Source organism: Vibrio sp. YT-16 (genome assembly GCF_033337405.1).
In the GTDB taxonomy this organism is placed as follows: domain Bacteria; phylum Pseudomonadota; class Gammaproteobacteria; order Enterobacterales; family Vibrionaceae; genus Vibrio; species Vibrio alginolyticus.
Genome location: NZ_JAWOQQ010000004.1, coordinates 166,245 through 191,154, shown reverse-complemented (window position 1 = coordinate 191,154; position 24,910 = coordinate 166,245). Strand labels below are relative to the sequence as shown.

At 44.9% G+C, this 24,910-nt stretch carries 25 protein-coding genes; 3 read left to right on the top strand and 22 right to left on the bottom strand.

What is annotated here, in order from left to right; all coding sequences use genetic code 11:
• Positions 1–118: 118 nt before the first annotated feature.
• The 9 genes from R7F07_RS09265 to htpX form a co-directional block, all read right to left on the bottom strand.
• The gene (locus tag R7F07_RS09265; RefSeq protein WP_137281853.1) at positions 119–652 is read right to left on the bottom strand and encodes a DUF3833 domain-containing protein; all 534 of its coding nucleotides are present in this window, start codon (positions 650–652) and stop codon (positions 119–121) included.
• On the bottom strand, positions 652–1,245 hold the full coding sequence (locus R7F07_RS09260) for a hypothetical protein (RefSeq protein WP_171342734.1): 594 nt from the start codon (positions 1,243–1,245) through the stop codon (positions 652–654). The genes R7F07_RS09265 and R7F07_RS09260 overlap by 1 nt, the downstream gene beginning before the upstream one ends.
• On the bottom strand, positions 1,205–1,717 hold the full coding sequence (locus R7F07_RS09255; protein WP_171342735.1) for a DUF2878 domain-containing protein: 513 nt from the start codon (positions 1,715–1,717) through the stop codon (positions 1,205–1,207). Before R7F07_RS09255 ends, R7F07_RS09260 begins: the two co-directional genes overlap by 41 nt.
• 6 nt (positions 1,718–1,723) lie before the next feature.
• Positions 1,724–2,980, bottom strand: a complete 1,257-nt coding sequence (locus tag R7F07_RS09250; protein WP_171342736.1) for an SAM-dependent methyltransferase — start codon at positions 2,978–2,980, stop codon at positions 1,724–1,726.
• Positions 2,974–3,792 (bottom strand): DUF1365 domain-containing protein, encoded by an 819-nt coding sequence (locus R7F07_RS09245; protein ID WP_047100784.1) that lies wholly within the window; start codon positions 3,790–3,792, stop codon positions 2,974–2,976. Before R7F07_RS09245 ends, R7F07_RS09250 begins: the two co-directional genes overlap by 7 nt.
• 1 nt (position 3,793) lies before the next feature.
• Positions 3,794–5,104 carry an NAD(P)/FAD-dependent oxidoreductase gene (locus tag R7F07_RS09240; protein WP_171342737.1) on the bottom strand — a complete coding sequence of 437 codons (1,311 nt, stop codon included), beginning with the start codon at positions 5,102–5,104 and terminating at the stop codon, positions 3,794–3,796.
• A 12-nt stretch (positions 5,105–5,116) separates the two neighbouring features.
• The gene (locus tag R7F07_RS09235) at positions 5,117–5,842 is read right to left on the bottom strand and encodes an SDR family oxidoreductase (protein ID WP_054702694.1); all 726 of its coding nucleotides are present in this window, start codon (positions 5,840–5,842) and stop codon (positions 5,117–5,119) included.
• Entirely contained in the window at positions 5,839–6,258 is a 420-nt protein-coding gene (locus R7F07_RS09230) for a nuclear transport factor 2 family protein (RefSeq protein ID WP_005378211.1), read from the bottom strand. Before R7F07_RS09230 ends, R7F07_RS09235 begins: the two co-directional genes overlap by 4 nt.
• Positions 6,259–6,467: 209 nt before the next feature.
• Complete coding sequence (htpX, locus tag R7F07_RS09225) at positions 6,468–7,337, bottom strand: protease HtpX (RefSeq protein WP_005388085.1); 870 nt, start codon at positions 7,335–7,337, stop codon at positions 6,468–6,470.
• 509 nt (positions 7,338–7,846) lie between these two features.
• Here htpX and R7F07_RS09220 point away from each other — a divergent pair.
• Positions 7,847–8,014 (top strand): hypothetical protein, encoded by a 168-nt coding sequence (locus R7F07_RS09220; RefSeq protein WP_005378215.1) that lies wholly within the window; start codon positions 7,847–7,849, stop codon positions 8,012–8,014.
• A gap of 81 nt (positions 8,015–8,095) precedes the next feature.
• On the opposite strand, the gene bioD is transcribed toward R7F07_RS09220, so the two are convergent.
• The 4 genes from bioD to bioB are packed head-to-tail and all read right to left on the bottom strand — an operon-like array spanning position 8,096 to position 11,790.
• Positions 8,096–8,782, bottom strand: a complete 687-nt coding sequence (gene bioD, locus R7F07_RS09215) for a dethiobiotin synthase (protein WP_171342738.1) — start codon at positions 8,780–8,782, stop codon at positions 8,096–8,098.
• On the bottom strand, positions 8,779–9,600 hold the full coding sequence (gene bioC, locus R7F07_RS09210) for a malonyl-ACP O-methyltransferase BioC (protein WP_005388087.1): 822 nt from the start codon (positions 9,598–9,600) through the stop codon (positions 8,779–8,781). The genes bioD and bioC overlap by 4 nt, the downstream gene beginning before the upstream one ends.
• Positions 9,600–10,751, bottom strand: a complete 1,152-nt coding sequence (bioF, locus tag R7F07_RS09205; protein WP_171342739.1) for an 8-amino-7-oxononanoate synthase — start codon at positions 10,749–10,751, stop codon at positions 9,600–9,602. The genes bioC and bioF overlap by 1 nt, the downstream gene beginning before the upstream one ends.
• A complete protein-coding gene (gene bioB / locus R7F07_RS09200) occupies positions 10,738–11,790 on the bottom strand; it encodes a biotin synthase BioB (protein ID WP_086369529.1) in 1,053 nt (350 codons plus the stop codon). Before bioB ends, bioF begins: the two co-directional genes overlap by 14 nt.
• A gap of 130 nt (positions 11,791–11,920) precedes the next feature.
• Here bioB and bioA point away from each other — a divergent pair, with 130 nt between their 5' ends.
• Positions 11,921–13,201 (top strand): adenosylmethionine--8-amino-7-oxononanoate transaminase, encoded by a 1,281-nt coding sequence (gene bioA, locus R7F07_RS09195; protein ID WP_005388097.1) that lies wholly within the window; start codon positions 11,921–11,923, stop codon positions 13,199–13,201.
• A gap of 69 nt (positions 13,202–13,270) precedes the next feature.
• Here the strand turns inward: bioA and R7F07_RS09190 are convergent, their stop codons facing one another.
• The 8 genes from R7F07_RS09190 to lrp form a co-directional block, all read right to left on the bottom strand.
• Positions 13,271–13,537 carry a DksA/TraR family C4-type zinc finger protein gene (locus R7F07_RS09190; RefSeq protein WP_005437185.1) on the bottom strand — a complete coding sequence of 89 codons (267 nt, stop codon included), beginning with the start codon at positions 13,535–13,537 and terminating at the stop codon, positions 13,271–13,273.
• Positions 13,538–13,674: 137 nt separating this feature from the next.
• Positions 13,675–14,103, bottom strand: a complete 429-nt coding sequence (locus tag R7F07_RS09185; RefSeq protein WP_053349537.1) for a hypothetical protein — start codon at positions 14,101–14,103, stop codon at positions 13,675–13,677.
• Positions 14,093–14,995, bottom strand: a complete 903-nt coding sequence (locus R7F07_RS09180; RefSeq protein ID WP_171342740.1) for an N-acetylmuramidase domain-containing protein — start codon at positions 14,993–14,995, stop codon at positions 14,093–14,095. The genes R7F07_RS09185 and R7F07_RS09180 overlap by 11 nt, the downstream gene beginning before the upstream one ends.
• Positions 14,996–15,198: 203 nt before the next feature.
• The gene (gene serS / locus R7F07_RS09175; RefSeq protein WP_005437179.1) at positions 15,199–16,506 is read right to left on the bottom strand and encodes a serine--tRNA ligase; all 1,308 of its coding nucleotides are present in this window, start codon (positions 16,504–16,506) and stop codon (positions 15,199–15,201) included.
• Positions 16,507–16,597: 91 nt separating this feature from the next.
• Positions 16,598–17,953 carry a replication-associated recombination protein A gene (locus R7F07_RS09170; protein WP_216624858.1) on the bottom strand — a complete coding sequence of 452 codons (1,356 nt, stop codon included), beginning with the start codon at positions 17,951–17,953 and terminating at the stop codon, positions 16,598–16,600.
• A complete protein-coding gene (gene lolA, locus R7F07_RS09165) occupies positions 17,954–18,580 on the bottom strand; it encodes an outer membrane lipoprotein chaperone LolA (RefSeq protein WP_005388103.1) in 627 nt (208 codons plus the stop codon). It lies immediately after the preceding gene.
• A gap of 61 nt (positions 18,581–18,641) precedes the next feature.
• Positions 18,642–21,689, bottom strand: coding sequence for a DNA translocase FtsK 4TM domain-containing protein (locus R7F07_RS09160; protein WP_171342742.1), 3,048 nt, complete (start codon positions 21,687–21,689; stop codon positions 18,642–18,644).
• Positions 21,690–21,841: 152 nt separating this feature from the next.
• Positions 21,842–22,336, bottom strand: a complete 495-nt coding sequence (lrp, locus tag R7F07_RS09155; RefSeq protein WP_005378234.1) for a leucine-responsive transcriptional regulator Lrp — start codon at positions 22,334–22,336, stop codon at positions 21,842–21,844.
• 156 nt (positions 22,337–22,492) lie between these two features.
• Between lrp and ald the strand changes: the two genes are divergently transcribed.
• A complete protein-coding gene (gene ald, locus R7F07_RS09150) occupies positions 22,493–23,617 on the top strand; it encodes an alanine dehydrogenase (RefSeq protein ID WP_005378241.1) in 1,125 nt (374 codons plus the stop codon).
• 93 nt (positions 23,618–23,710) lie between these two features.
• Here ald and R7F07_RS09145 read toward each other — a convergent pair whose 3' ends face one another.
• Positions 23,711–24,907 (bottom strand): methyltransferase, encoded by a 1,197-nt coding sequence (locus R7F07_RS09145; RefSeq protein ID WP_171342743.1) that lies wholly within the window; start codon positions 24,905–24,907, stop codon positions 23,711–23,713.
• Positions 24,908–24,910: the final 3 nt, after the last annotated feature.

The following is a 24,910-nucleotide window of genomic DNA, read 5'->3' as shown; positions in this document are numbered from 1 at the left end:
CAGATACCTAAAAGGTTGACGCGAAAGCGTCAACCTTTTTTAGTTAGGAGAGTTAGGTCGGGAGAAAATAATTTTAGTTATATGGAATGGATTATTAATTGAAGATCAGCCCCATTTGTTATGGCTGCTTTTGGAAGAACAAGGTTATTGTTCCTACTTCCACACCAAACTTTTTTATTTTCGTTAGATTGAAAACGTGTCTGTCATCCTGACGATAAAGCCAATCATCAAAAGCAACTGTCACTGATGAATCCTCCATTTGTAGCTCAAAGTCATATTGCCACTGTAGCGCATTGCCCTGCTCTTCCCCTGTTGCTACACCTATAATATCGTCTGCCTTACCTTCATAACGACCGTCTTCTAATCTAGTGATAACCCAAATTCGCTGGTCCACCTCTCCGTCATCAAACACGAAGTCTTCCACCAGCGTCAGCGTATCACCCGCTACAGTACCCACTATATCGACCTCAAAGCGACGCGTTTGCTGTCCGGTATAATCTTGCACCATCCCCCACGCCTTTATGTCGCCTTCGAAATAACCGAATACGTCAAAAGTCGGTGTAGAAGAGCGGTAATTATCAATGTCTGCGGAACATGCCGAAAGAAAAACAGCTGCCACTAAAGTCGCTGCTTTAAAAATTCGTTTAAACACTATCTAACCTGCCCTATCAATTGTTTTCGGAGTTTCGGAAATTCTGTGTTGGGTGATAACCATATAGCCAAAAATGCATCGTTCATTCGTTCGTCTTCAATGATGCCAACGTTCTTTACTTGCACGTCCCCAACCTGCTTATAAAACAGCTGACCAGATTTTCCATCTGTTAGATAAGTAAGCTCGTCACCTTTTTGAATATCAGGAAACATACAATCGAGCTCGCTGATCCAAGCTTTTCGATATGAGTCCGTAAAACCCAATTTCGCCCACTGCTCATCCGTCACATCAAGCAGCTGTTGCTTACTGATGTCTCTCTTGTAATTAATTTCCAACGCAAGGGGATGTGGCGATACGTCATCGCTTACGATGAACTTTCCATCAGGCGCTTTTAATCTTGAGTGATAAATATCGAAGATGAACCAAGTAAGTTGGGCTTCTCCAACAGTTTTCCATCCCTTCCAATTCGCAATGTTGCTGGCAGCTTCGCTATTTCCAACAGGTTGAGCTTGCAGAGCAAAAGAGCCAGTTACTATTACCAACGCAAGCAGCCTAGTCAGTCTCTGAGTTAAAACTCTCTTCAAGCTTTTCATTTCCGTACACCTTGAGTATCAAGAGCATCATGACGCACCATTCGACAAACAACATTGCCAGTGTAGCGCCAGTGCTGAATCCAAATTCAACGGCTTGGAGTTTATGGCCAGCAAAGTAGCTCGCCGTTCCTCCGATACCGCCTACTATTGATACGTAGGTTTTTGGGAAACGGTACAAAATTGACTTAAGTTGATAGGTATACCAAGAAAACAAAACCCACAAGCATAATAACCAGACTGGCAGCCATGGGGTTGGAAAGACAAAGACCGAGAGTTGTTGATTGAGCGTATCAAGCACGAGCCCGACCGTGACGATCACACTAATACTTTTAAGCGAAGATGCATCGCTTTTCAAACAATATAGTAGGGTTGCCAAAGTAAGGAATAACGTCACCCATTGCCATTGATAGGTTCCAAGCACCGCTGCAAACCAGCAGAGTTGGAACCATGTCGAAGCAAGAAACACCTTCATAACGAACTACGGGCGTTGAAACGTCATGTGAACGGCACTGATCGTGCGAGCCAAAAAGCCACCTTCACAGTAGCTCAAATAGTAGCGCCACATACGCACAAAGCGGTCGTCGTAGCCAAACGAGCGCACTTCATTCTCTGCTCGATTAAAACGAAGGTGCCATTCGTTCAGCGTCTTGGCGTAGTCCAAACCAATATCGAACAAGTCTCGCGTCACTAAGTCACTGTACTTTGTTGTTGCTTGGGTTAGTGAGGTTACCGACGGTAAAAAACCACCCGGGAAAATGTACTTTTGGATAAAGTCGACGTTGTTACTGTAGTAATCGTAACGCTGATCGGCAATCGTAATCGCTTGAATCGCCATCAAGCCACCAGACTTCAATAAAGACTCACAGACCTTAATGTACGAAGGCAGGAATTGTTTGCCCACAGCTTCAATCATTTCAATAGAAACGAGCTTGTCATAAGTGCCGGTTAGGTTTCGGTAATCTTCTTTGAGTAGAGTGATTTTGTCTTCTAAGCCACGCTCTTTGATTTTTTGCTCCGCGTACGCGTGTTGCTCTTCAGATATCGTTGTTGTGGTGACCTGACAACCGTATTGTTCAGCCATGTAAATCGCCATAGCGCCCCACCCAGTGCCAATTTCAACAACATGATCAGTGGGCTTCAGCTCAAGTTGCTGACATAGACGATCCATTTTGTTGATTTGAGCCTGCTCTAGAGAGTCATCCGCATGATTGTAAAGCGCCGACGAGTACAGCATATTGGTATCAAGGAACGCTTCGTATAGGTTGTTACCCAAGTCGTAATGCGCATGGATATTTTTACGTGAGTTCTCTTCAGAGTTTCTGTTTGACCAATGACTGAACTTGTACAGTATTTTAGTCAACCAACTGCCTTGCTCTTCGAGTTTATCTAGAGCACGCATGTTAAGGGCCATCAGTTTCATTAATGAGGTTAAATCGGGGCTATCCCACCACCCATCCATATAAGCCTCACCAGCAGCAATACTGCCGCCCTGCAAGATCCGTGAATAAAAGCCTGGATGTTTTACCTCTATAATAGCGACAACAGGTTGACCACTGTACTCCCCATTTGGCGCACTAAAACGCTCGCTTCGCTCTGTCGTTTCCGTCTTAAAACTTTCAATAACTGTTAAGCAGCCGATTTCCATTTTTTGCAGACATTGAAAAATAACTCCGCGAGCCGCTTTTTGCGTTGTCGTCAATTTACGCGGCAATGTCATAGAACTAGTATTTAACATGCAGAATTCTCCTTATGCTTTTTATTTTTTTTGTCTGTTTTTTCAGTATCGGCTTCTATTTCTTCATGCGTTGAATATTTAGGATGAGAATAAAAAGGTGCGCCTTTCACCCAAAGTTTTAATGCGTGCCAATAAATACCAACCATTACTTTTACCGTTTGTATTGGTGTAACGATCAAACACCTCAATAAGGTTTTGCTTGAAAGTGGCTTGGCTTTCATAACCATGGTGGCATCAAAGTGTTTCTCTCCTTTGTGACATTCAAGATGAATATTCAACTTGTCTGTCAAAGGTTTAATTCTCCAGCGGTAGAGTTGGTCAATCGGGTTGAATGGTGAAACATGGAATGCTTTATCTTGTTCCCAACCAAACTTTTCTTCTTCTTTATCTGCTGACACCACGTAGTAATGTCGTTCATTCCAAGGAGTGTTACTCACCTCTGCGAGGAGATACTTCCATTCTCCTTCCGCGTTATAAACGTAGTAGAAATTAACGGGACTGAAATAAAGTCCTAGATAACGCAAGTGACAGACTGCGATTACCTTGCCGGTACAGCGGACACCTGTCAGTTCTTCAATTTTGCTGTGCACTGCCGACTTGACGCTACCTTCACCAATGTAATCACTGCGCTTGAAGCGAGCCCAATGCCACCAACGCGAACCAAAACCCCATACTTTTTTCTCTAAAGCATCGATCTCGTCTACATCAATGGCGGGCATAAATAAAGAGTAGTTCAACTCATGATTCACAGGCGTGAATCGACGGTGACGAACGTTGCCTATAAACAATCGGCTGTTCATTTGGCTATCCATATCACGCTGCGCCTTTTTCGAAAGGAACCACATTTTGTTCGCGGTACTTTTCTTCTAGTTCTTTCACAACATCAAGCGCGCTACGCACGCCATCTTCATGAAAACCGTTGTACCAATAAGCGCCGCAGAACCAGGTACTTTGTTTACCCTGTATCTCATTTTTGCGCTGCTGCGCTGCAATAGACTCAGTGGTGAATACTGGATGATGATAAGTGAACGAACGCAAGACTTTATTTGAGTTAATTTGCTCAGTACTATTCAACGTTACACAAAACGTGTGTTCTGATTGAATATGCTGAAGAATGTTCATGTTATAAGTGAGCGAAGGGAGGCGTTGCTGTTCCTCCTCACTGCCTTCCAATAGGTAGTTCCATGATGCCCATGCTGCCTTACGTTTTGGTAGTACGGCAGAGTCGGTATGAAGAACAACTTCATTTGCTTGGTATGTCATATCCCCCAAGATTTCCTGCTCAATTGGGCTGATATCCTCTAGCATTCTCATTGCTTGATCACTGTGACAAGCAAAGATAACGTCATCAAACCAATGCGTTTCTCCGCGAACTTGAACGCCAACCCCTTTTTCGTTGCGAACCACTTTTTCGACAGGACTATTAAGACGAATATTCTCCGCAAAGCCTTTGGTCAATGGTGGAATGTATGAACGTGAACCACCTTTAATCACATACCATTGTGGTCGGTTAGTCACATCTAGCAGACCGTGGTTGAGGAAGAAACGTAAGAAGAACATAAGAGGGAATGCGCGCATGTCAGCTAAAGTCGACGACCAAATCGCAGCACCCATCGGTAATATGTAGTTATCGGTAAAGAAAGCACTGAATTTGTGTTCATCAAGGAACTCACCTAACGTCTGAGAGTGCGAGGATTGCTCGCTAGCGAAGCGCTTGGCAAGTTTATTGAAACGAAGTATCTCGAAGATAAATCGATAAAATTTAGGGTTTGCCCAGTTGCGTTTTTGAGCAAACAATGTCGACACTGTGTGGCCGTTGTACTCTAGTCCGTTCCCATCGTTTCTGACACTGAAGCTCATTTGAGTCGGCAGACCTTCAACGCCAATCTCGCTCATCATTTTAATGAAATTAGGGTACGTACGGTCGTTATAGACGATGAACCCAGTATCTATCGCGTATTCTTTACCATCAAGGCTCACATCAACGGTTGCAGTATGGCCACCGATGTAATCGTTCGCTTCAAACAGCGTTACATCATGTTCTTTATGCAAGTAATAACCACAAGTAAGGCCAGAGATTCCCGTTCCCACAATCGCTATCTTCTTTCTTCCTGCTGTTTTCATTTTTATTCCTTCTTATGATACGAGTTTAGCAGTTAGGCGAGCTTGCCAACTGTATGGAAGTAACGAGATAAAACGTAAAATACTGGTAAATCTCGCTGGGAAATAGATATAGGTCTTGTTGGCGGCTAACTGCTTCCTGATAGAGTCCGACGCTTGCTGAGTAGAAATGATCATTGGCATTTCGAAGTCGTTTTTGTCAGTCAACGGCGTTTCAACAAAACCAGGAAACACCGTTACCACTTTGATCCCTTTCTTTTTCAAGTCGACGGCGAGCGTGCGTGCAAAATAACTGACTGCCGCTTTGGATGCGCCGTAAGCTTCAGCACGAGGCAGTGCCACTTCTGATGCGATAGAGCCAACAATAACAATGCGGTGCCCTCTCTCTAAATGCACTTGGCAGCCTTCGACGCAGTTAGCAACACCGACAACATTTACGTTCATCACACGCGCCATGAGTTTCGCGTCGACCACTCCCTCATCCATGTACTCACAATCGCCTGCGTTAAAAACCCATGTGTTTGGCGTAAAGGGCAAATTAGAGAGCGCCTGCTGAGTTTCCTCATAATTTGTCACATCAAACTGCAATGTATGAATTTTGGAGGAAACTGCCTCCAGTTCTGCAAGAACATCTTGATTCCGACCACAAGCAATCACATTCCATTCTGAGTTCGCGTAATCTAGGGCAAGCTGTCTTCCTATTCCGGAGGTGGCGCCTGTGATTAAGATGGTGTAGTTCATTGTCCTAACCTCTGCTTGATGGTTTTAACGACTGAACCAAGTAACGGTAAATGCTCATAGAGCATCTCTCCGAGATCAAAATAGTCTCGGTGATAAATGACCTGACCTTCGCTAAATTTGAGGTGCGAAACACCATTGACGAGAATAGGCGCCCCCTTCTGAAGTTTGGGATGCTGAAGGTCCATTGTCCAAGTTAGGAAGCCTGTATCTCCGACTTGTTGATGCTCATGGATTACAAAATCACAACTGATGACGTTGGCATATAATGAGGTGAAATAATCCGAAAGTGCTGGCCATCCTTCTAAACGATGCGCTGCGTCCTCAAATACTACATCTTGGTGATATATATCCTTAAGTAGATGTAAGTTCGCTTTGTTGAGCTTTTGATAGATATTGCCAACAGACTGTATGTCCATTTTTTACTCCTACACGCCCATTAAGTTGTACAAAATTATTATATGTACAAGATAGTTCATTCCACCAAAGTTGTACAAAAATAATTTTGTATAACTTTATTTCTGTAAGTAGTACGTGATGAAGTTCGCACGCGATCAATCGGCGAAAAAAAAGGCTTGGTCAAAACCAAGCCTTTTCAGCAGATTAACAATTATTTAAGTAGGAACAATTAGTATTGCTGGCCTCGCAACGCTGCAATACGTTTATCTAGCGGAGGGTGGCTCATTAATAGCTCAGTCAGCGACTGCTTGCCATTGATACCAAACGCCATCATGGTGCCATCCAGTTGAGATTCATGACTCACCTTCAAACGCTCTAGAGCCGCAATCATTTTTTCTTTGCCAACGAGGCGCGCAGCACCTGCGTCCGCGTGGAATTCGCGATGACGGCTGTACCACATAGTCAAGAAGCTAGCTAGGAAACCAAATACCAGTTCAAGCACCATGGATACGCCAAAGTAAACCATCATATTTGTACCTTGGCCTTCTTCATCATCGTTCGATGCCACGATATTGGCAATAAAGCGTGATAGGAAGATAACAAACGTGTTCACGACACCTTGCATCAACGTCATCGTGACCATATCACCATTTGCAATATGGCTCACTTCGTGTGCAAGTACTGCCTCTGCCTCATCACGAGTCATATTGTGTAAAAGACCAGTAGAAACGGCGACAAGAGAGTCATCTCGTTTTGCACCTGTCGCAAATGCATTGATATCTGGTGAATCATAAATAGCCACCGTTGGCATACCAATACCCACTTGTTGAGCTTGACGACCCACAGTTTCGACTAACCAATGCTCCGTTTCGTTGCGCGGGCTTTCAATGACCATACCACCAACCGAGCGTAGCGCCATACCCTTTGACATCATCAACGAAATAAATGCGCCACCAAAACCAAATACAGCAGCCATTACAAGTAAACCTGACAGACTGCCTGGTTGCATTCCAGTTACAGCGTAAACAATATTCAGAACAACACTAAGCACTAGCACGACAGCTAGGTTAGTTGCTAGGAATAACATAATTCGCTTCATTACTTTTCTCCGAGGAAGCTTATCGTTTTTTTAAAACGGATTGTTATAAGGAACAAATGGTAATCGCTATAAAAGCCAATTCCGTTGATTTTCATGTTCCGTGCGTTATAGATATAGTCTATCCGCGATAAAAACAAGGTTAAGCAATAAATTGCAACATTTGTTTTCGGGACTGAAATATTTGATTCAAGCGATTTCAAAACATGCTTTGGTAGGAGCCGGAACCTCCGTTCATATACATTTATCAAAATGATAAAATAAGCTCTGAGCTACCCATCATCTATTGATAGATGATCTTGGTGTTAAATCTATCACCTCTTAGCAACTTAGCTAGAAATTTTTTAATAGACCAAAAACAGTACGTTAGCTCTGCTATAGACTTTGGTCTTATTGTGCGGCTACATGGACATGCTAAATTCGAATGAGATGAACAAAACAGAGCCACTCTAAGTACATTGCAAAAAGTGCATTGGGTGAGCTCAAAAACTCCATGTATTGAGGGAAAAACCATGGTAGAAACTAACGACTATCAAATGGCTATTGATTTACTGCGTTGTCACCTAGGCATCTCAGAGGACGAGGCAAAGCAACAACTTGGTATTTCAACCGATCATCATATGTCTCAGCGTGTTGCAGAAACACAACAAGCATTGATGGGGCTCAGCCAAGATAAGTAATCTGACTTTTTAGGTTACACCAACAAGAAAGGGCTGCATTGCGCAGCCCTTTGGTTTTTTAGTCTTTTACCCTAAACACCATTAGTCAGTGTTTAGCAACGGCTCTACATTAATGTACTTGCCTAGCTCTTTACGTTTAGCACTTGGAATATATGGAATTTCCCCAAGCTTAGGTGCATCGATACGTGCTTCTAGCATCTCGATAATGTCAGCGTAGTGCTCTGTGCCTGGGTTGACGCGGTTTGCCACCCAGCCAACAAGATTCAAACCATCCGCTTTAATACTCTCTGCTGTGAGTAAAGCGTGGCTCAAACAGCCTAATTTAATGCCAACCACCAGTACAACAGGTAACTGCTCTTCTTTTACCCATGTAGATAAACAGTCCGTATCGGATACTGGCACACGCCAGCCTCCAGCACCTTCAACGAGAACAACATCGGCTTGCTGCTTATGTTGAGCCAGTTTTTGACTCAGAACATCGTAACTTATTTCGACATATTCATGCTTCGCTGCAATGTGGGGAGAAGCAGGCAACTCTAAAGCGTATGGGTTCACATCATCATAGGCCACATCGAGTGTTGCGGCGTCTTGTAAGTGTAAAGCATCAGAGTTACGCCATCCGGCTTCAGTCTTGTCACTCCCTGCTGCCACTGGCTTATAACCAATAGTGTTTAGTCCTTTTGCGGCGATCGCTTGCAAAATGGCTTTAGACGCTACCGTCTTTCCAACATCAGTATCCGTACCAGCAATAAAAAAAGCATCAATCATAGATGTATTACTCCAAAACAAACCTGATAACTTGCAGGTAGAAGACCTTGATCGTTTTTAAACGCTTGGTACGCATGCTCAACTTTTAACAAAGTCTCGCGACTAGTTAAACCGTGTGAGCGCCCGCTTACGTGATTTGCACCTATACCTTTGAGGTCACGCATAACTGAAAATGCAGAGTCGTACCAAACTGTGATGGTGGTCAAGTCTAGTTGATGGCTGTCACATCGAGATTGCGCTAACGCAATTTTTACCTGATTGAGCGTTAGAAAGTTATTGACGTGTTGATATGCATCAATTTTTTCCCATGATGCACGCAGCTCATACAGTGATCCATCAACCAGTGTAGAGAACCACGCTTTCCCACCATTTTTTAGCACGCGGCGCACTTCTTTTAGTGGGTAACTTAAATCTGTACACCATTGCAGCGCTAAACTTGAAAACACGTAATCGAAGCTATCATCGTCAAATGGTAAGTTTTCAGCATCAGCAACTTGGTAATGCATTCGTACTGCACCACAACGCTGCTCTGCTTTATCTAACATGGCTTGAGAGATATCGCCGCAGACGACTTCCGCACCGCGTTGTTGAAGTAGTTGGGAGAAATAACCCGTGCCACAACCTAAATCCAATACACGTTTTCCCGTCAAGTTTTCAGGAAGTTTATCAAGCAGCTGATGCCCGACATCACGTTGAAAAGCCGCATGTTTATCGTATGTTTCTGCTGCTTTACCAAACGAAGAGGCAATCGCGTCTTTATCTTGATGGAAACTCTCTAACGCGAGCGTTTGCGCTAATGCGGTAGTTGCATTATCCATTACAGCGCTCCTAATGCTTGCTTCAATGCGATTGAAAGCGTTTTAACTTGTTCATTAGTGTGATTGGCAGTGAGTGTGATTCGAAGACGAGACGTTCCTTTAGGCACCGTCGGAGGGCGAATAGCAGTCACCCAAATACCGTTTTGGCGACAAGCACCTGCTACTCGCAAAGCCAATTCAGATTCACCAATCAAAAAGGGCTTAATCGAAGTTTGAGTCTCAACAAACCCCTCAAGGTCGCTAAGGCTATCTCGATACACTTCACTAAGCTCAGAGAGCTTTTCACGTCGCCAAGACTGCTCTTGAACCATCGAGACTGCATGAGTCAACGCATACGCTTGTGCTGGCGGTATCGCCGTGGAATACACATGGTGACGAGCAAACTGAGTTAAAAAGTCCCCCGTTGCGTGGTCACATAAAATAGCCGCGCCAGACATACCAAACGCTTTACCGAAGGTAATGACCAATAACTCAGGCTTAACCGTTGCCAACTCGCAAGAACCACCACCGGATTGACCGAGAACACCAATTCCATGAGCGTCATCGACAGCAAACCATGCATTGTGGCTATCAACGACAGCAGCGATATCAGCGAGTGGTGCACAGTCACCGTCCATGCTGAATACCCCTTCAGTCACAACTAGATGGTTGCCTTCGCTATTAATCAGCGACTTCAGGTGCTCGATGTCATTGTGCTTGAAACGCTTCATCTTAGCTGGTGACAACATCCCCGCTTCCATCAGTGAAGCATGATTCAAACGATCTTGGATCAATACGTCTGTTTTTTCTAACAAGGTGAACAACAAGGCTTGATTAGCACTGAATCCAGAACCAAACAGAATTGCTCTGTCGTAGCTCAACCATTCAGTTAGTGCGGCTTCTAAATTGCTGTGTGCTGCACTAAAGCCAGTCACCATTGGTGATGCCCCACTGCCACTGCCGTATACGCTTAAACCTTGCTGCCAAGCCCGAACAAGCGCTTGGTCATTGGCCAAGCCCAAATAATCATTACTTGAGAAATTAATGTAGCGTCTGCCTTCGTGTTCCAAAACGGACTGGTTACCGGCAAACACCACATTCATAGAACGATTCAACCCTTGCGTTTTACGCTCAGCAAGGGCGGACTCGATACGAGATTTAAACGCTGGCATCGTAGAAAAGGTCGTCTTTTGTTGGACGAGCAGCAACGCGCTCTACGACGCGATCGAGTAACTCGTTTTCTTCGATTTCATCAGGTTTTTGAGACACCTCTTGGCTGTTAATACCGAGCTTGTTGAACAGCATCATGTCTTTGTCTTCAGAAGGGTTTGGTGTGGTCAGAAGTTTGCAGCCATAGAAAACGGAGTTTGCACCCGCCATAAAACACAGCGCTTGCATTTGTTCGTTCATGTTTTCACGGCCGGCGGATAAACGAACGGCTGATTGAGGCATCATGATTCGTGCAATCGCAATCAGGCGAATGAAATCGAAAGGCTCAACATCATCCACTTCTTCCAGTGGTGTCCCCTTTACCTTCACGAGCATGTTGATTGGAACGCTTTCAGGGTGTACCGGCAAGTTAGCCAATTCAACCAACAAACCTGCTCGGTCGTTAGCACTTTCACCCATGCCGATGATGCCACCGGAACAGATCTTCATGCCAGCATCACGTACGTGAGATAAAGTATCTAAACGGTCTTGGTAAGTACGTGTGGTAATAATGTTGCCGTAGAACTCAGGTGAGGTATCTAGGTTGTGGTTGTAGTAATCCAGACCTGCGGTTGCCAATTGCTTTGCTTGATCTGGTGTCAACATACCTAATGTCATACACGTTTCTAAACCCATGTCCTTCACGCCTTTGATCATGTCGGTCAAATGCGGCATGTCACGCTCTTTTGGATTTTTCCATGCTGCGCCCATACAGAATCGAGTAGAACCAGCATTTTTGGCTTTTTGCGCAGCATCGAGTACGCGTTCTACTTCCATCAGACGCTCTTTCTCGATGTCTGTGGTGTAACGAGCACTCTGAGGACAGTACTTACAATCTTCTGGACAAGCACCTGTCTTAATCGACAGAAGCGTGCTTACTTGAACATGGTTGGTTTGTTGATATTGACGATGTACAAGCTGCGCTTCGAATAGGAGATCCATGAATGGTTTTTCCATGAGATCGCGCACTTCAGCATGCGTCCAGTTATGACGAACTTCCACGTGTATTCCTTTAGTCACTTTTGTTGTTGTGTTGACAGTCTACTGAGTCTCGATAAACTGTCAACACAACGCAAAAGAACAAAGTTTACATCTGTCTGTTTTTTAACCTCAATTATTATTGGAATCGCACATGGATCTCGCCTTCGACCGCCAGCATATCTGGCATCCTTACACTTCGACATTGACACCTCTGACCTGCTACCCAGTGGCATCGGCAAATGGTGTTCATATTAAATTGGAAGACGGTACTGAGCTGGTCGATGGCATGTCTTCTTGGTGGTCGACGATCCACGGCTACAACCATCCGCATTTAAATCAAGCCGCTCACCAGCAAATCGATCAGGTCTCTCACGTGATGTTTGGCGGGATTACCCACCAGCCAGCAATCAGTTTGTGTAAGAAGCTATTGTCCCTTGCACCAAATAACCTTGAACATGTATTCCTTGCCGATTCAGGCTCCGTTGCCGTAGAAGTCAGCTTAAAAATGGCACTGCAATATTGGCATGCAAAAGGCGAACGCCGACCGAAGTTTCTTACTTTGCGACACGGTTATCACGGCGACACCTTTGCGGCTATGTCGGTTACCGATCCTGATAACTCAATGCACTCTCTTTACAAAGGCTTTTTGCCTGAGCATATCTTTGCGGAGTCACCAACTTGTGGTTATTGGGATGAATGGAAGCCAGAGGACCTTACCGACTTCGAGCACAAGATTGAAACGCACCATGAAGAACTTGCTGCGGTGATCCTAGAACCTATTGTTCAAGGCGCAGGCGGCATGCGCATCTACCATCCAGAATTTCTCAAAGGCGTGCGTAGGCTTTGCGACAAATACGGCTTGTTATTGATTGCAGATGAGATCGCTACCGGATTTGGTCGTACCGGTAAGTTGTTTGCCTGCGAACATGCAGACATTCAACCAGACATTCTGTGTGTCGGGAAAGCACTCACTGGCGGCTACATGACCCTCTCTGCGACCCTGGCGAGCAAACACGTAGCAGACACCGTTTGTGGTGGTGATGCAGGCTGTTTTATGCACGGTCCAACCTTTATGGGGAATCCACTCGCCTGTGCTGTTGCCACCGCAAGTTTGGAATTGATTGAGCAAGGTAATTGGCAGCAACAAACCCAACAAATTGAAACGCTGTTTTCTGAGTTACTACCAAAACTTGAAGAATACGAGTTGGTGAAGAACACCCGTTGGCTAGGTGCCATTGGCGTAGTGGAGACGCATCGCCCTGTGAATATGGAAACCATCCAAGCCTTGTTTGTTGAACACGGAGTTTGGATTCGTCCATTTGGCAAACTGATTTATATGATGCCGCCGTTCATCAGCAAGCCGGAAGATATTGAGAAGCTAGTTAACGCGATTGATGCGGCGTTGCAACGTAAAGACTGCTTCGCTTCATAGTCCAATTCAATACGAAAACGGTTTGAGTATGAGACTCAAACCGTCTCATTATTTATTAGAACAGTAAAGTTATCGGAGTTGACTGTCTTTACTCGCTCGTCGATTGAACAATGCTTGGCGTTGAGATACCAATTCGATTGTTGACTGACATTCGATACACAGACGAACGCCTTTCATAGCAAGACGACGAGCTTCCGGAATCTCATCACCACACTCATCGCAGTAATGGGCGCTCTCACCCTTTGTGATACTGCCACGAACACGAGAAATCTCGTCGTCTATTGTGTTTTGAATTTGTTGGCTGACACTATCGTCGTTTGCCCACCCTACGGCCATAAGCCCTCCTCGTTACTTGAATGAGAAAATCTACTTACCGTGGTAAGGTGGACGATTATATCGATTACAAATAACAAGATAATTAGGGTAAATTCGAAAACACTATTACGCTTTGGTAATAATTACTCTGCAATCGATTATTCAACACTCTCATGGAAAAGCAATGCAAGGTTACTCATACTCCCTTCCTCACATTCAAAGTACTGCGTTTGCTCAGGCTCTCTCAAAGTAACACTGAGTATCTTCTCTACCTCACCAAACTCCTCGCTAAAGTACTCACTGACTAATATGACGCGCTCACCAATACTAAATTCCAGTGACTTCTCATCTACCAACGCTCGATGATACTGGTCTAATTTAAAGTCCTTTATAACTAAGGTTCTTTCAATACTGCTCCCCCCTAAATTAAGCTCCGACAGTAGAACCTGACTGTTTATATTTTCTATTGATATTTCTAGACGGTTAGGATGTGAAACATCACACTTAAATAGCGCAGTATTAGTGTGGCTGGAAGCACAAGCAGATGAACTAAAAATAAGTCCAAGCAAAGAAATGTTACGCAGCATTTTTAATCGAAGCATATTTTTTGTAAGCCTTTTCTAATTTGACGTCGTATTGATTTTTCTGATACTCAGAACCATTGTAACCACGAGCAAAGGCAGCCCAATTTTTATCTCTTATATGTTCACCTAAGCCAGACTTTTGGATAAACGTAACAAAAGCCTCAAGTTGTTTCTTCTCCGACTCGAATACAGCTTTAACAAAGGATTCAGCGGTAACATGACCAGCTAACTTGAAATTAAAGCCCATAATTTGGAAACGTCCCCAAGATGCGGAGCGGATTGCTGCATTTGAATTCAGTTCAATCGCTTTATTTAAACGTACGTATTCTGAGACACCACCAACGTACAGACTTCGATTCCAATGCCGACTTGAAATACTCGGATGACTGTTATCGTAGGCTCTTGAAGTGAGTCTCGAAAATATATGAGCCTCAAACAAAATCTTTGGCTTACCATTGCTAAAGTAGGCTTCTCCTCGGCTCTCAACTTCAGCTACAGCTTTAATAGCAGCGACTTCGCATCCAAGAGTTTCAGCTACTTTGCTATAATCCAAGTCCGTCAACGCATCTCTTGAGCCAACCAAGGGTAACGTATATGCCACCGCAGTCTCAGGTGTTCGTTTTAAATACTCATTTAGCTTACGATGGCTTCTTCCATTCACATCTATCCTTCCATCTGGACGAGCCATCCCAACAAGGTTTTTCTGAAAAGCTTTAATTGCGGCGACAGTCTTGGAGTTTTCCGGTCTAGAGCCTAGTTTCCCATCCACTTTAAGTTCCTTTACTCCCTTTAAAGAACCAAGCAATTGGTTAATAGACCTTTGTACCGTACGAATGTCACCATCCACATTTTTACCACCCAAGCCAACAGAGCCGCTTATTCTTATTGAAGCCATGAAAGTACCTCCTCTTTATATTTTGGAGGAGCTTGTCATGCTCAATGAAGCTTAGAAAAATATCATTAGGGACTGGTTTTAATAATTTAGGCTAACTATGCAATACCTCATCCTACATTTACATAACAACGTATTTTCACTCGACGCAGATAACAAAAAACCCAGCACTAAGGCTGGGTTTTGGTGTTCTAGTGGTTAATGGATTAACCGATGTGCGTTGCGCCCGCCATGTACTTCTGAAGTACTGTAGGGATTGCAATGCGGCCGTCTGCTTCTTGGTTGTTTTCTAGGATAGCAACCATTGTACGACCTACAGCAAGACCAGAACCGTTTAGCGTGTGTACAAGCTCAGGTTTCTTCTCGCCTTTACGACGGAAACGTGCTTGCATACGACGAGCTTGGAAATCCCACATGTTAGAACATGAAGAAATTTCACGGTAAGTTTCTTGAGCAGGAACCCAAACTTCTAGGTCGTAAGTCTTACGAGCGCCGAAGCCCATGTCACCTGTACATAGAACCACTTTACGGTAAGGAAGCTCTAGAAGTTGTAGAACTTTCTCAGCGTGACCTGTTAGCTCTTCTAGTGCGTTCATTGAATCTTCTGGCTTAGTGATTTGTACTAGCTCAACTTTGTCGAACTGGTGCATACGAATCAAACCACGAGTATCACGACCGTAAGAACCTGCTTCTGAACGGAAACATGGCGTGTGAGCTGTCATCTTAATTGGTAGATCCGCTTCGTCAGAAATCGTGTCACGAACTAGGTTCGTTACAGGTACTTCTGCAGTAGGGATTAGAGACAGTTTACGTGGCTCTTCGTCGTTTACTTTTTCTACTAGCGGCTCAGTGTGGAAAAGATCTTTACCAAACTTAGGAAGCTGACCAGTACCGAATAGGCTGTCAGAGTTTACTAGGTAAGGTACGTACATTTCTGTGTAGCCGTGCTCTTCAGTGTGAAGATCCAGCATGAACTGAGCGATTGCACGGTGTAGACGAGCAAATTGGCCTTTCATCACGATGAAACGTGCGCCAGTGATCTTAACTGCACTTGCGAAGTCTAGACCGTCGCCCATTTCGCCTAGGTCAACGTGATCTTTCAGTTCGAAGTCGTAAGACTTTGGCTCACCCCAACGAGAGATTTCAACGTTGTCGTTTTCATCTTTGCCATCTGGCACTTCATCTGCTGGGATGTTTGGTACAGAAAGCGTGAATTCGTCTAGTTGAGCCATTACTTGCTCAAGTTCAACTTTCTTCGCATCAAGATCGCTACCTAGCGTACCGATTTGTTTCTTGATCTCTTCTGCGCCTTCTTTGTCGCCAGCCGCCATTTTTTGGCCGATTTGCTTGGAGATGGAGTTACGCGTGGATTGTAAATTTTCTACTTCTACTTGAATGGACTTACGTTGTTCTTCAAGTTTACGAATAGTATCTACGTCTAGCTTAAAGCCACGACGCGCCAGTTTAGCAGCTGTTTCATCCAGCTCTGTACGAAGTAATTTAGAATCCAGCATTGTTAATCCTATGCTTTTTGTTGTGAAATCACGCGCACTTTCCAAGCGTACGCGTTAAAAAAATTTACTAAACAAATGTATCCAAAAACGCCTACTTTTCATAGCGCTTTTGTGGGCTATTTGCGTCTAAAGTAGCCAAGTAATCTAACTTTTCGCCGATTTTGGTCTCCAGACCACGATTTGTCGGCTGATAGTACCTACGATCGCCCATTTCAGGCGGCAAATATTGCTCACCTGCTGCGTAAGCACCAGGCTCATCGTGAGCATAACGATACTCAGCCCCATAACCCATGTCTTTCATCAAACTGGTTGGCGCATTTCGAAGGTGATGCGGCACTTCATATTCAGGTAAGTTATGAGCGTCCGCTAGCGCTTGTTTCCACGCCACGTAAACAGCATTACTTTTTGGCGCACATGCTAAGTACACGATCGCCTGTGCAATCGCACGTTCACCTTCTGCTGGGCCAACGCGTGTAAAACAGTCCCACGCGGAGAGTGCCACTTGCATGGCTCTAGGGTCCGCATTGCCGACATCTTCTGATGCTATCGCAAGTAATCGACGGGCAATATAAAGAGGATCACAACCCGCAGCAATCATACGTGCAGCCCAGTAAAGCGCCGCATCTGGGTTAGAGCCACGAATGGATTTGTGGACCGCAGAGATTAAGTCATACCAGATATCACCTTTGTTATCGAAGCGAGAGACTTTCTCCCCTGCCACTTCAGCCAGCAACTTAAGCGTGATCTCTTTTTCACCTTGCGCATTGTCTTCTGCCATGTCGTAGAGCAGCTCAAGATAATTGAGAGACATGCGAGCATCACCGTTGACCAGTTCTGCTAGGCGGTCTAATACGTTATCAGCGAAATGTGCGGGTGTATTGCCCAAGCCACGCTCTTTGTCACTGATCGCTTGATTCAGCGCCAGTGAGATTTCATCTTTATCGAGAGACGTTAGCTTGTAGACACGTGCACGTGACAGCAATGCGTTGTTTAACTCAAACGATGGGTTTTCTGTCGTCGCACCAATAAAGGTAACCGTGCCATCTTCGATATGCGGTAAAAACGCATCTTGTTGAGATTTGTTGAAGCGATGCACCTCATCCACAAATAAGATGGTGCGGCGGCCCGCCATTTTGTTCTCACGTGCTTTCTCGATTGCAGCACGAATTTCTTTCACACCAGACGTCACGGCAGACACGCGCTCTACTTCAGCATTGGCATAGTTTGCAGCCACTTCCGCTAATGTCGTTTTGCCTGTGCCTGGTGGTCCCCAAAGGATCATAGAGTGAATGTGACCCGCCTCTAGCGCACGGCGCAGTGGCTTACCAAGGCCTAAAATGTGCTGCTGTCCAATGTATTGCTCGATTGTTTCCGGTCTCATACGAGCAGCAAGGGGACGAAAATCTTCGTCCCCCGAGAAATCTAATGTGTAATTACTCACTACCAATTAATTCCTTTGGTCATCCACTTCCACACCTTTTGGAATTGTGAATGTGAATCTGTCTGCTTTTGGTTTACCCAGCTTCACGTTGTTAAAAGTGAACAAACCTTTTTGGCCGTCTTGCTCAACCACATTGAAGCCTTTCACCACACCTTTGGCATCAATATTAATCTGGAATTGACCTTGTGTGGAGTCTACTGCAGTAGGAATGAGAGTGAATTGGTCACCTTTTTGAGATATTTTGTAGTTATTCCAATCACTTGCTCGGTTACGCGTTAGCAAAACAAATGGCGTTTGCTCTGTTGCTTGCTCTTGCCAATAGATGCTCACTTGCTCGATGAATGGGCTGTAGTACCACAATGTCTTACCGTCAGAGACCAATAGGTTCTCATCAGGGAATGTTGTGCTCCAACGGAACAGGCTTGGGCGGGCAATTTCAACCGTACCTTCTCCTTCCATAACCGTTTCGCCTTCAGGGCTGATAACCTGCTGAGAGAAATCTGCACTAAAGCCATCATTCATAGAAAGGCGTTTGTTTAATTCATCTTTAGGAGATGCTGCGTGTGCAGTAGAGAAGAGGGAAAAGCTTAAAACAAGCGCGGAGAAAAGTTTCGCTGAAAATAGTTTTTTCATTCAGATACCTATTATTAGAACCACTCACCTCAGTTGGACTGAGGTGAGTAACACAAGTTCATTAATCTTTTGGTGGCGCAGGTGCCAGTACTTCACGGTTACCGTTATGACCCGGAGCACTTACGATGCCCTGCGCTTCAAGCTGCTCTACAATACGGGCGGCACGGTTGTAACCTATCTTAAATCGGCGCTGAACACCGGAAACCGAACCTCGACGTGATTGAACCACGTGCTCAACAACTTGATCGAAGAGCGGGTCTACATCTTCATCCGCTTCCATTTGCTCACCTGGCAATAGACTTTCTGGAGTTTGATCTCCACTGATGATCTCTTCAATGTAGTTCGGTTTACCACGCGCTTTCCAGTTGTTTACAACAGCATGAACATCATCATCTGATGCAAATGCACCGTGAACACGAGTTGTATGACTTGATCCCGGCGGTAGATACAACATATCACCCATACCAAGTAGTGATTCTGCGCCGCCTTGATCTAGGATTGTACGAGAGTCCGTTTTAGTCGATACCGTAAACGCAACACGAGTTGGGATGTTCGCTTTAATTAGACCGGTAATAACGTCAACCGATGGACGCTGAGTCGCAAGAATTAAGTGAATACCTGCCGCACGCGCTTTTTGCGCCAAGCGAGCAATCAGTTCTTCAACTTTCTTACCTACCACCATCATCAGGTCAGCAAATTCGTCAACAACAACAACGATGTAAGGCAGCTTTTCTAGCAATGGCGGTTCAGTATCCATGCTGTCGCCTTCCTGCCAGAACGGGTCATGGATTGGGTGGCCCGCTTCTGCTGCCATCTTCAATTTTTCGTTGAAGCCCTTCACATTACGTACACCTAATGCCGACATCAATTTGTAACGACGTTCCATCTCGCCCACACACCAACGTAGAGCGTTTGATGCGTCTTTCATATCAGTCACAACTTCAGAAAGAAGATGAGGGATACCTTCATAAATAGAAAGCTCTAGCATTTTCGGGTCAATCATGATGAAGCGTACATCTTCTGGACCTGCTTTATACAGCATGCTCAAAATCATCACGTTCACACCCACCGACTTACCAGAACCTGTTGTACCTGCTACTAACACGTGAGGCATCTTCGCAAGATCTGCCACCACAGCTTCGCCCGCAATGTCTTGACCTAACACAACCGTTGTTGGTGACGTTGCTTGCTCAAACTGAGGGCTACTGATGACATCAGATAAATAGACCGTCTGACGACTCATATTTGGCAGTTCCAAACCGATGTAAGGCTTGCCAGGGATTACTTCCACAACACGTACCGCCATCGCAGACAATGCACGCGCTAAGTCAGTTGAAAGACCAGAAATACGACTTACTTTCACCCCCGGCGCCAAATCAAGCTCAAAACGAGTGATCACTGGTCCAGGATAAATACCAACCACATCGGCTTTGATTTTGTAGTCAGCGAGTTTGCTCTCTACCAATCGAGCGACCTGCTCTAGCGCATCACGGTCGATAAAGTTTTCACGTTTTTCTGGATGATAAAGCAACTCGAGCGTTGGGAGTGGCTCTTCCGGAACTGGCAAATTTTCTTCTTTCTGTACCAAAAATGGGTTCTGTGTTGCAGCGACTTTGGCTTGTGCATTGGAAACCATATCTTGGAATGCGGTAACGTCTTGGTCGTTGTCTTGGACCTCTTCTACTTCCACTTTTTGAGGAGCAGGTTCAAATGTTGTTGAAGGTGTTGCTGCTTGCTGATGAGGCGTTGTTGGCTGTACTTGCTGCGCAGGCTGAGACTCCACTTCGTCTTCATCATCTAACACATCAAAGTCAGAGATCGTAGGCTCAATATGTTGGCTCGACTCTGTTTGCGCCGTGATGCTATCTAATACAGCAGAATCAATTGCAGGCTCTTCATGTACAGGATGCTCAATACTTGGCTGCTGTACTTGCTCTGCTTCAAATTGTTCGTACTCCGCATAATCTGGTTCAACACTGATCGGTTCTTCTGTAGCTGTATGTTGCTCTACATAGGAAGAGTAAGTGTCTGCAAATGATGGGGCTGCCTGTTCGTCAGTTCCCCAGTCATCTGCTTGTTGCGCCGCTGCTTCAAGCTCTTCTATCGTAACATTCAGTTGCTTGGTGCGTTCCAAGAGCGGATCAACGTTATCCGTGTTAACCGTATGGATAGGTTGTATTTGAGGCTCAGGTTCAGAATAGACTGACGCAGCATTAACCGTAGCCTTGCGTTGTGGTGGCGTCGGTTCTACCATCGCCTGTTCTGCAGGCTTATCAGGTTTAGCTTGCGGCATATAAATAGGGTACTCATGCGCCGGCGCCGACTCTTTCGGTTCATCGACATCGTACGCCGTTAAATGAGGAAGCGGCTCATCATCAATTTCATGGTCTACATTATGTTTAGGCGTAGAGACTTTATCTTCTACAAACTCATCAAGCTGAGGTTCTAAAACTTCCTGCTCTGAGCCTCTTGCCTTATTTGCAAGCGCGGCAATTAGTGCTAATGCACGATCACCAAGCCATTCCACGATGTTAAGCCATGAGATGCCAGTGAAGAGCGTAAAGCCCGCTCCCCACAAGAACAGCAGTACCAATGTGGTACCGAGTACATTCAATGTAGGTAAAGCGAGGCTAGACAACACATCCCCGACCACACCTCCGGATGAAAAATACCAAATGTCATCAAAATTAATATCGGCAAGACCGCAACTGGTCATAATAAGGACGACAAGACCGAGCAGCCTTGTACCCCATAGCATGAAATCAATTGGCTCATCTTCTCCTCGTTTACGGCAAATCACCCATGCAGCCGCCGCTAGCAAGAAAGGGATTGGGTAAGCGAGAGAGCCAAATGTGAAGAATAGAGTATCAGCTAGCCAAGCGCCGAAAAGGCCACCAGCATTATCGATATCCCCTCCCCATGCGGTTTGGGACCAAGAAGGATCGGCCGGACTGAAGGTAAATAGTGCAACCGCAAGCAATACCGAGCTAAGAACGCCAACGATAAAGCAGCACTCTTTTAAGCGTTGGAAGCCATTTAAGCGTGAAGACTGGGGCTCTTCACTGGTTTTGATAATGGTTTCGACTTTCTTTGCGTTCTCTTTGAACATAAATCAACTTGAATATGGAAATGAAATAGGAAATTGCAAAACATTCCGAGCGGCATCAAGCCGCTCGGTAAATTGATTTAACCATATCAAGGAGAAAAACCCAATTACTCTCTGGCGAAAGCGGAAGCATATACCGCTTTCTTTGCAAGAAATTAACGAGTTTTGATCACAAGCTGGTTAGATTGTTTCACTTCTTCCATAACAACGTATGTGCGAGTGTCATTTACGCCAGGTAGACGTAGTAACGTATCGCCCAATAGTCGGCGGTAAGCACCCATATCTGATACACGGGTTTTAAGAAGATAGTCAAAGTCACCTGAAACAAGATGACACTCTTGTATGTCGTCTAGCTTTTGAACAGCTGAGTTAAACTGCTCAAACACATCCGGCGCACCACGGTTTAGCGTAATCTCAACGAATACTAATAGTGATGCATCCAGGAACTGCGGATTCAATAATGCAGTATACCCTGTGATATAACCCTGACGCTCTAAGCGACGTACACGCTCCAAACATGGCGTTGGAGAAAGTCCCACACGTTTTGAAAGCTCAACGTTTGAAATACGACCGTCTTTCTGCAGCTCATTAAGAATGTTGCGGTCGATACGGTCTAGTTCCTTGGACGGCTTTTTATAGTTGTCTGCCATTTTTTATTCCACCTTATTACTTCCTTGCAAAAAAATATACTACAACTTTTTAATATTTGGTGCCAAATTTTACAAATCTATAACTATACTAGTTATTAATTCGACAATAACACCCTACTAACAGTTAATACAACCATTATAGAAAGAGGATACAGGATGATCATTGGCGTACCTAAGGAAATCAAGAATCACGAATATCGTGTTGGTATGATCCCAGCTAGCGTGAGAGAACTCATCTCACATGGTCACCAAGTTTTAGTTGAGACCAATGCAGGTGCCGGCATTGGTTTTTCAGACGATGATTACATCGCTGTCGGCGCATCCATTCTCCCTCATGCTGCTGACGTATTTGCGCAAGCAGACATGATTGTAAAAGTAAAAGAACCCCAAGCAGTAGAGAGAGCAATGCTCCGCGAAGGGCAAATTTTATTTACTTATTTACACCTAGCACCAGATTTTCCACAAACTGATGAGCTAATCAAGAGCAAAGCTGTCTGTATAGCCTATGAGACTGTAACAGATAATATGGGTCGTTTGCCACTGTTAGCACCAATGTCAGAAGTGGCAGGTCGGATGTCTATCCAAGCTGGCGCGCAAACGTTGGAAAAATCGCACGGCGGTCGTGGTCTGCTCCTAGGCGGCGTACCTGGTGTTGAACCTGCAAAAGTCGTTATCGTTGGTGGTGGCGTTGTTGGTGCAAACGCTGCTCGTATGGCGGTTGGCCTTCGCGCTGACGTCACCATTCTAGACCGTAACGTAGACACACTTCGTAAGCTTGACGAAGAATTCCAAGGTCGCGCAAAAGTGGTTTATTCTACTGAAGACGCTATCGAGAAGCATGTTCTAGAAGCGGACCTTGTTATCGGTGCCGTTCTAATTCCTGGCGCAGCAGCACCTAAACTGGTCACTAAAGAGCACATTGCTAAGATGAAGCCTGGTGCGGCAGTGGTTGACGTGGCAATTGACCAAGGCGGTTGTTTCGAAACTTCGCACGCGACAACTCACGCAGATCCAACTTACATCGTTGATGAAGTGGTTCACTACTGTGTAGCAAATATGCCTGGCGCAGTTGCTCGCACTTCAACATTTGCACTCAACAACGCTACACTTCCATACATCGTGAAGTTAGCAAATAAAGGCTACCGCGAAGCACTTCTAGAAGATAAAGGCTTCCTTGAAGGTCTAAACGTTATTCACGGAAAAGTAACGTGTAAAGAAGTAGCAGAAAGCTTTGACTTGGAATACGTTGAACCAACTCAAGCTATCGCTATGTTTAATTAATGACAAAATAAAACATAACTTGTCACGTTTTGTTTACAAAAGCCCACTCATAAGTGGGCTTTTTCATATAGAGCGTTTGGCTATAAAGAATAACTAAATCTTATATGCACAAATTAAAATATTTCTAGGTGTGACCGATTTAGGGCAAAACTCTGACAATCTAACACGGTAACCACGTTCTTCAAGATAAAGCACTTTATCTAATGCGAGCCAGATCTCCAACGGACGTTGAAAAACAAGTTGCACTAAGCTCATTCTCTCCATTTGCCAGAAGCGTTGTTCGCTTAACTTTTCAAAATGAGAGAAATCGATTTCTTGAGGAAGAACAATGCCTTTTTGCTCCGCTGCCCAGCGACAGAACGATTCAAAACCATCACTTAATTGCGACTTACGGATACTCGGCACAGGCTGATACTCTGCCATTCCCAAAGCTTGTCGCGTGATCAAATCAAACCCAAGACGAAACATCATTTCCTGCTGACGATGACGACGCACGCGCTCTCCTCCCGTCACCGTTTGTTGTAATGGGATACGCAGTTCTTGCTTAGACAATGAGAGAGAAGAAGCCCTGCCCGATTCCGACATCGGCTGGTATTGTTCCGACTGAATCAAGTGGTAACAACAAGGTGATATGGTCATCGCAGCAATCCCATTTTCACTGCCGTACTGCATTAGACGAACGTGAAGGTCACCGCATGCATGCAGTGCTACTGCGTGTTGCGTTGGCTTAAACACGGCTTTCGCTTTGCTATCAAACGCGTCGCCTTGAATAAACGTCATCTTCCAATGATGTTCATTGGCTGCTTGTTGCCCCGAATCGCACAGTGCTTGTTGGTATTCAAAGCTGGTTACAGGCTGATCGGTTTGCGTTGTCAGGATTCGCCCCAAGTAACCTTTACCTGAGCACCATTCTAGCCATTCTTCGCCACAGTGTTGTTGAATTGCAGCTTCACCCATCGAGCTAATTTGCTCCAACTTACGTCCCGGAATACCGTTATCTAAACCACGAGCGAGTTCCAAGCCGTTTAACGACAAAAGCTCTAAATGAGTCAGTTCTGCGAGTTGTTCAAGCTCAGGCAAAAACGGACTAAGTGCTTTTAACGCGAGTTCTGGTGCTGCTTTGTATTCTTCGATTTGAGAGGGAGTAAGAGACGCTAGCCATTGGCACAGTCGAGGATGTTGCTCCTGCCAAGGTAATGATGTGTGAATGCTGCTTTTAAAAGGCTCGAATCGCCACAAAGATTGGTTTTCGATTAAGCAGTCATTAATAAATTGAAATTGCGTTTTCATAAC

Bases quoted from the DNA above. Each gene is read 5' to 3' on its own strand.
- R7F07_RS09180 (WP_171342740.1), bottom strand. From the start codon at position 14,995: ATGGCTTCAATAAGAATAAGCGGCTCTGTTGGCTTGGGTGGTAAAAAT.
- lolA (WP_005388103.1), bottom strand. From the start codon at position 18,580: ATGAAAAAACTATTTTCAGCGAAACTTTTCTCCGCGCTTGTTTTAAGC.
- bioF (WP_171342739.1), bottom strand. From the start codon at position 10,751: ATGCCAGCGTTTAAATCTCGTATCGAGTCCGCCCTTGCTGAGCGTAAA.
- bioA (WP_005388097.1), top strand. From the start codon at position 11,921: ATGGATCTCGCCTTCGACCGCCAGCATATCTGGCATCCTTACACTTCG.
- R7F07_RS09235 (WP_054702694.1), bottom strand. From the start codon at position 5,842: ATGAACTACACCATCTTAATCACAGGCGCCACCTCCGGAATAGGAAGA.
- R7F07_RS09245 (WP_047100784.1), bottom strand. From the start codon at position 3,792: ATGGATAGCCAAATGAACAGCCGATTGTTTATAGGCAACGTTCGTCAC.
- ald (WP_005378241.1), top strand. From the start codon at position 22,493: ATGATCATTGGCGTACCTAAGGAAATCAAGAATCACGAATATCGTGTT.
- R7F07_RS09230 (WP_005378211.1), bottom strand. From the start codon at position 6,258: ATGGACATACAGTCTGTTGGCAATATCTATCAAAAGCTCAACAAAGCG.
- R7F07_RS09220 (WP_005378215.1), top strand. From the start codon at position 7,847: ATGGTAGAAACTAACGACTATCAAATGGCTATTGATTTACTGCGTTGT.
- R7F07_RS09160 (WP_171342742.1), bottom strand. From the start codon at position 21,689: ATGTTCAAAGAGAACGCAAAGAAAGTCGAAACCATTATCAAAACCAGT.
- R7F07_RS09260 (WP_171342734.1), bottom strand. From the start codon at position 1,245: ATGAAAAGCTTGAAGAGAGTTTTAACTCAGAGACTGACTAGGCTGCTT.
- R7F07_RS09185 (WP_053349537.1), bottom strand. From the start codon at position 14,103: ATGCTGCGTAACATTTCTTTGCTTGGACTTATTTTTAGTTCATCTGCT.
- serS (WP_005437179.1), bottom strand. From the start codon at position 16,506: ATGCTGGATTCTAAATTACTTCGTACAGAGCTGGATGAAACAGCTGCT.
- bioC (WP_005388087.1), bottom strand. From the start codon at position 9,600: ATGGATAATGCAACTACCGCATTAGCGCAAACGCTCGCGTTAGAGAGT.
- R7F07_RS09190 (WP_005437185.1), bottom strand. From the start codon at position 13,537: ATGGCCGTAGGGTGGGCAAACGACGATAGTGTCAGCCAACAAATTCAA.
- R7F07_RS09145 (WP_171342743.1), bottom strand. From the start codon at position 24,907: ATGAAAACGCAATTTCAATTTATTAATGACTGCTTAATCGAAAACCAA.
- R7F07_RS09255 (WP_171342735.1), bottom strand. From the start codon at position 1,717: ATGAAGGTGTTTCTTGCTTCGACATGGTTCCAACTCTGCTGGTTTGCA.
- R7F07_RS09240 (WP_171342737.1), bottom strand. From the start codon at position 5,104: ATGAAAACAGCAGGAAGAAAGAAGATAGCGATTGTGGGAACGGGAATC.
- bioD (WP_171342738.1), bottom strand. From the start codon at position 8,782: ATGATTGATGCTTTTTTTATTGCTGGTACGGATACTGATGTTGGAAAG.
- R7F07_RS09250 (WP_171342736.1), bottom strand. From the start codon at position 2,980: ATGTTAAATACTAGTTCTATGACATTGCCGCGTAAATTGACGACAACG.
- lrp (WP_005378234.1), bottom strand. From the start codon at position 22,336: ATGGCAGACAACTATAAAAAGCCGTCCAAGGAACTAGACCGTATCGAC.
- htpX (WP_005388085.1), bottom strand. From the start codon at position 7,337: ATGAAGCGAATTATGTTATTCCTAGCAACTAACCTAGCTGTCGTGCTA.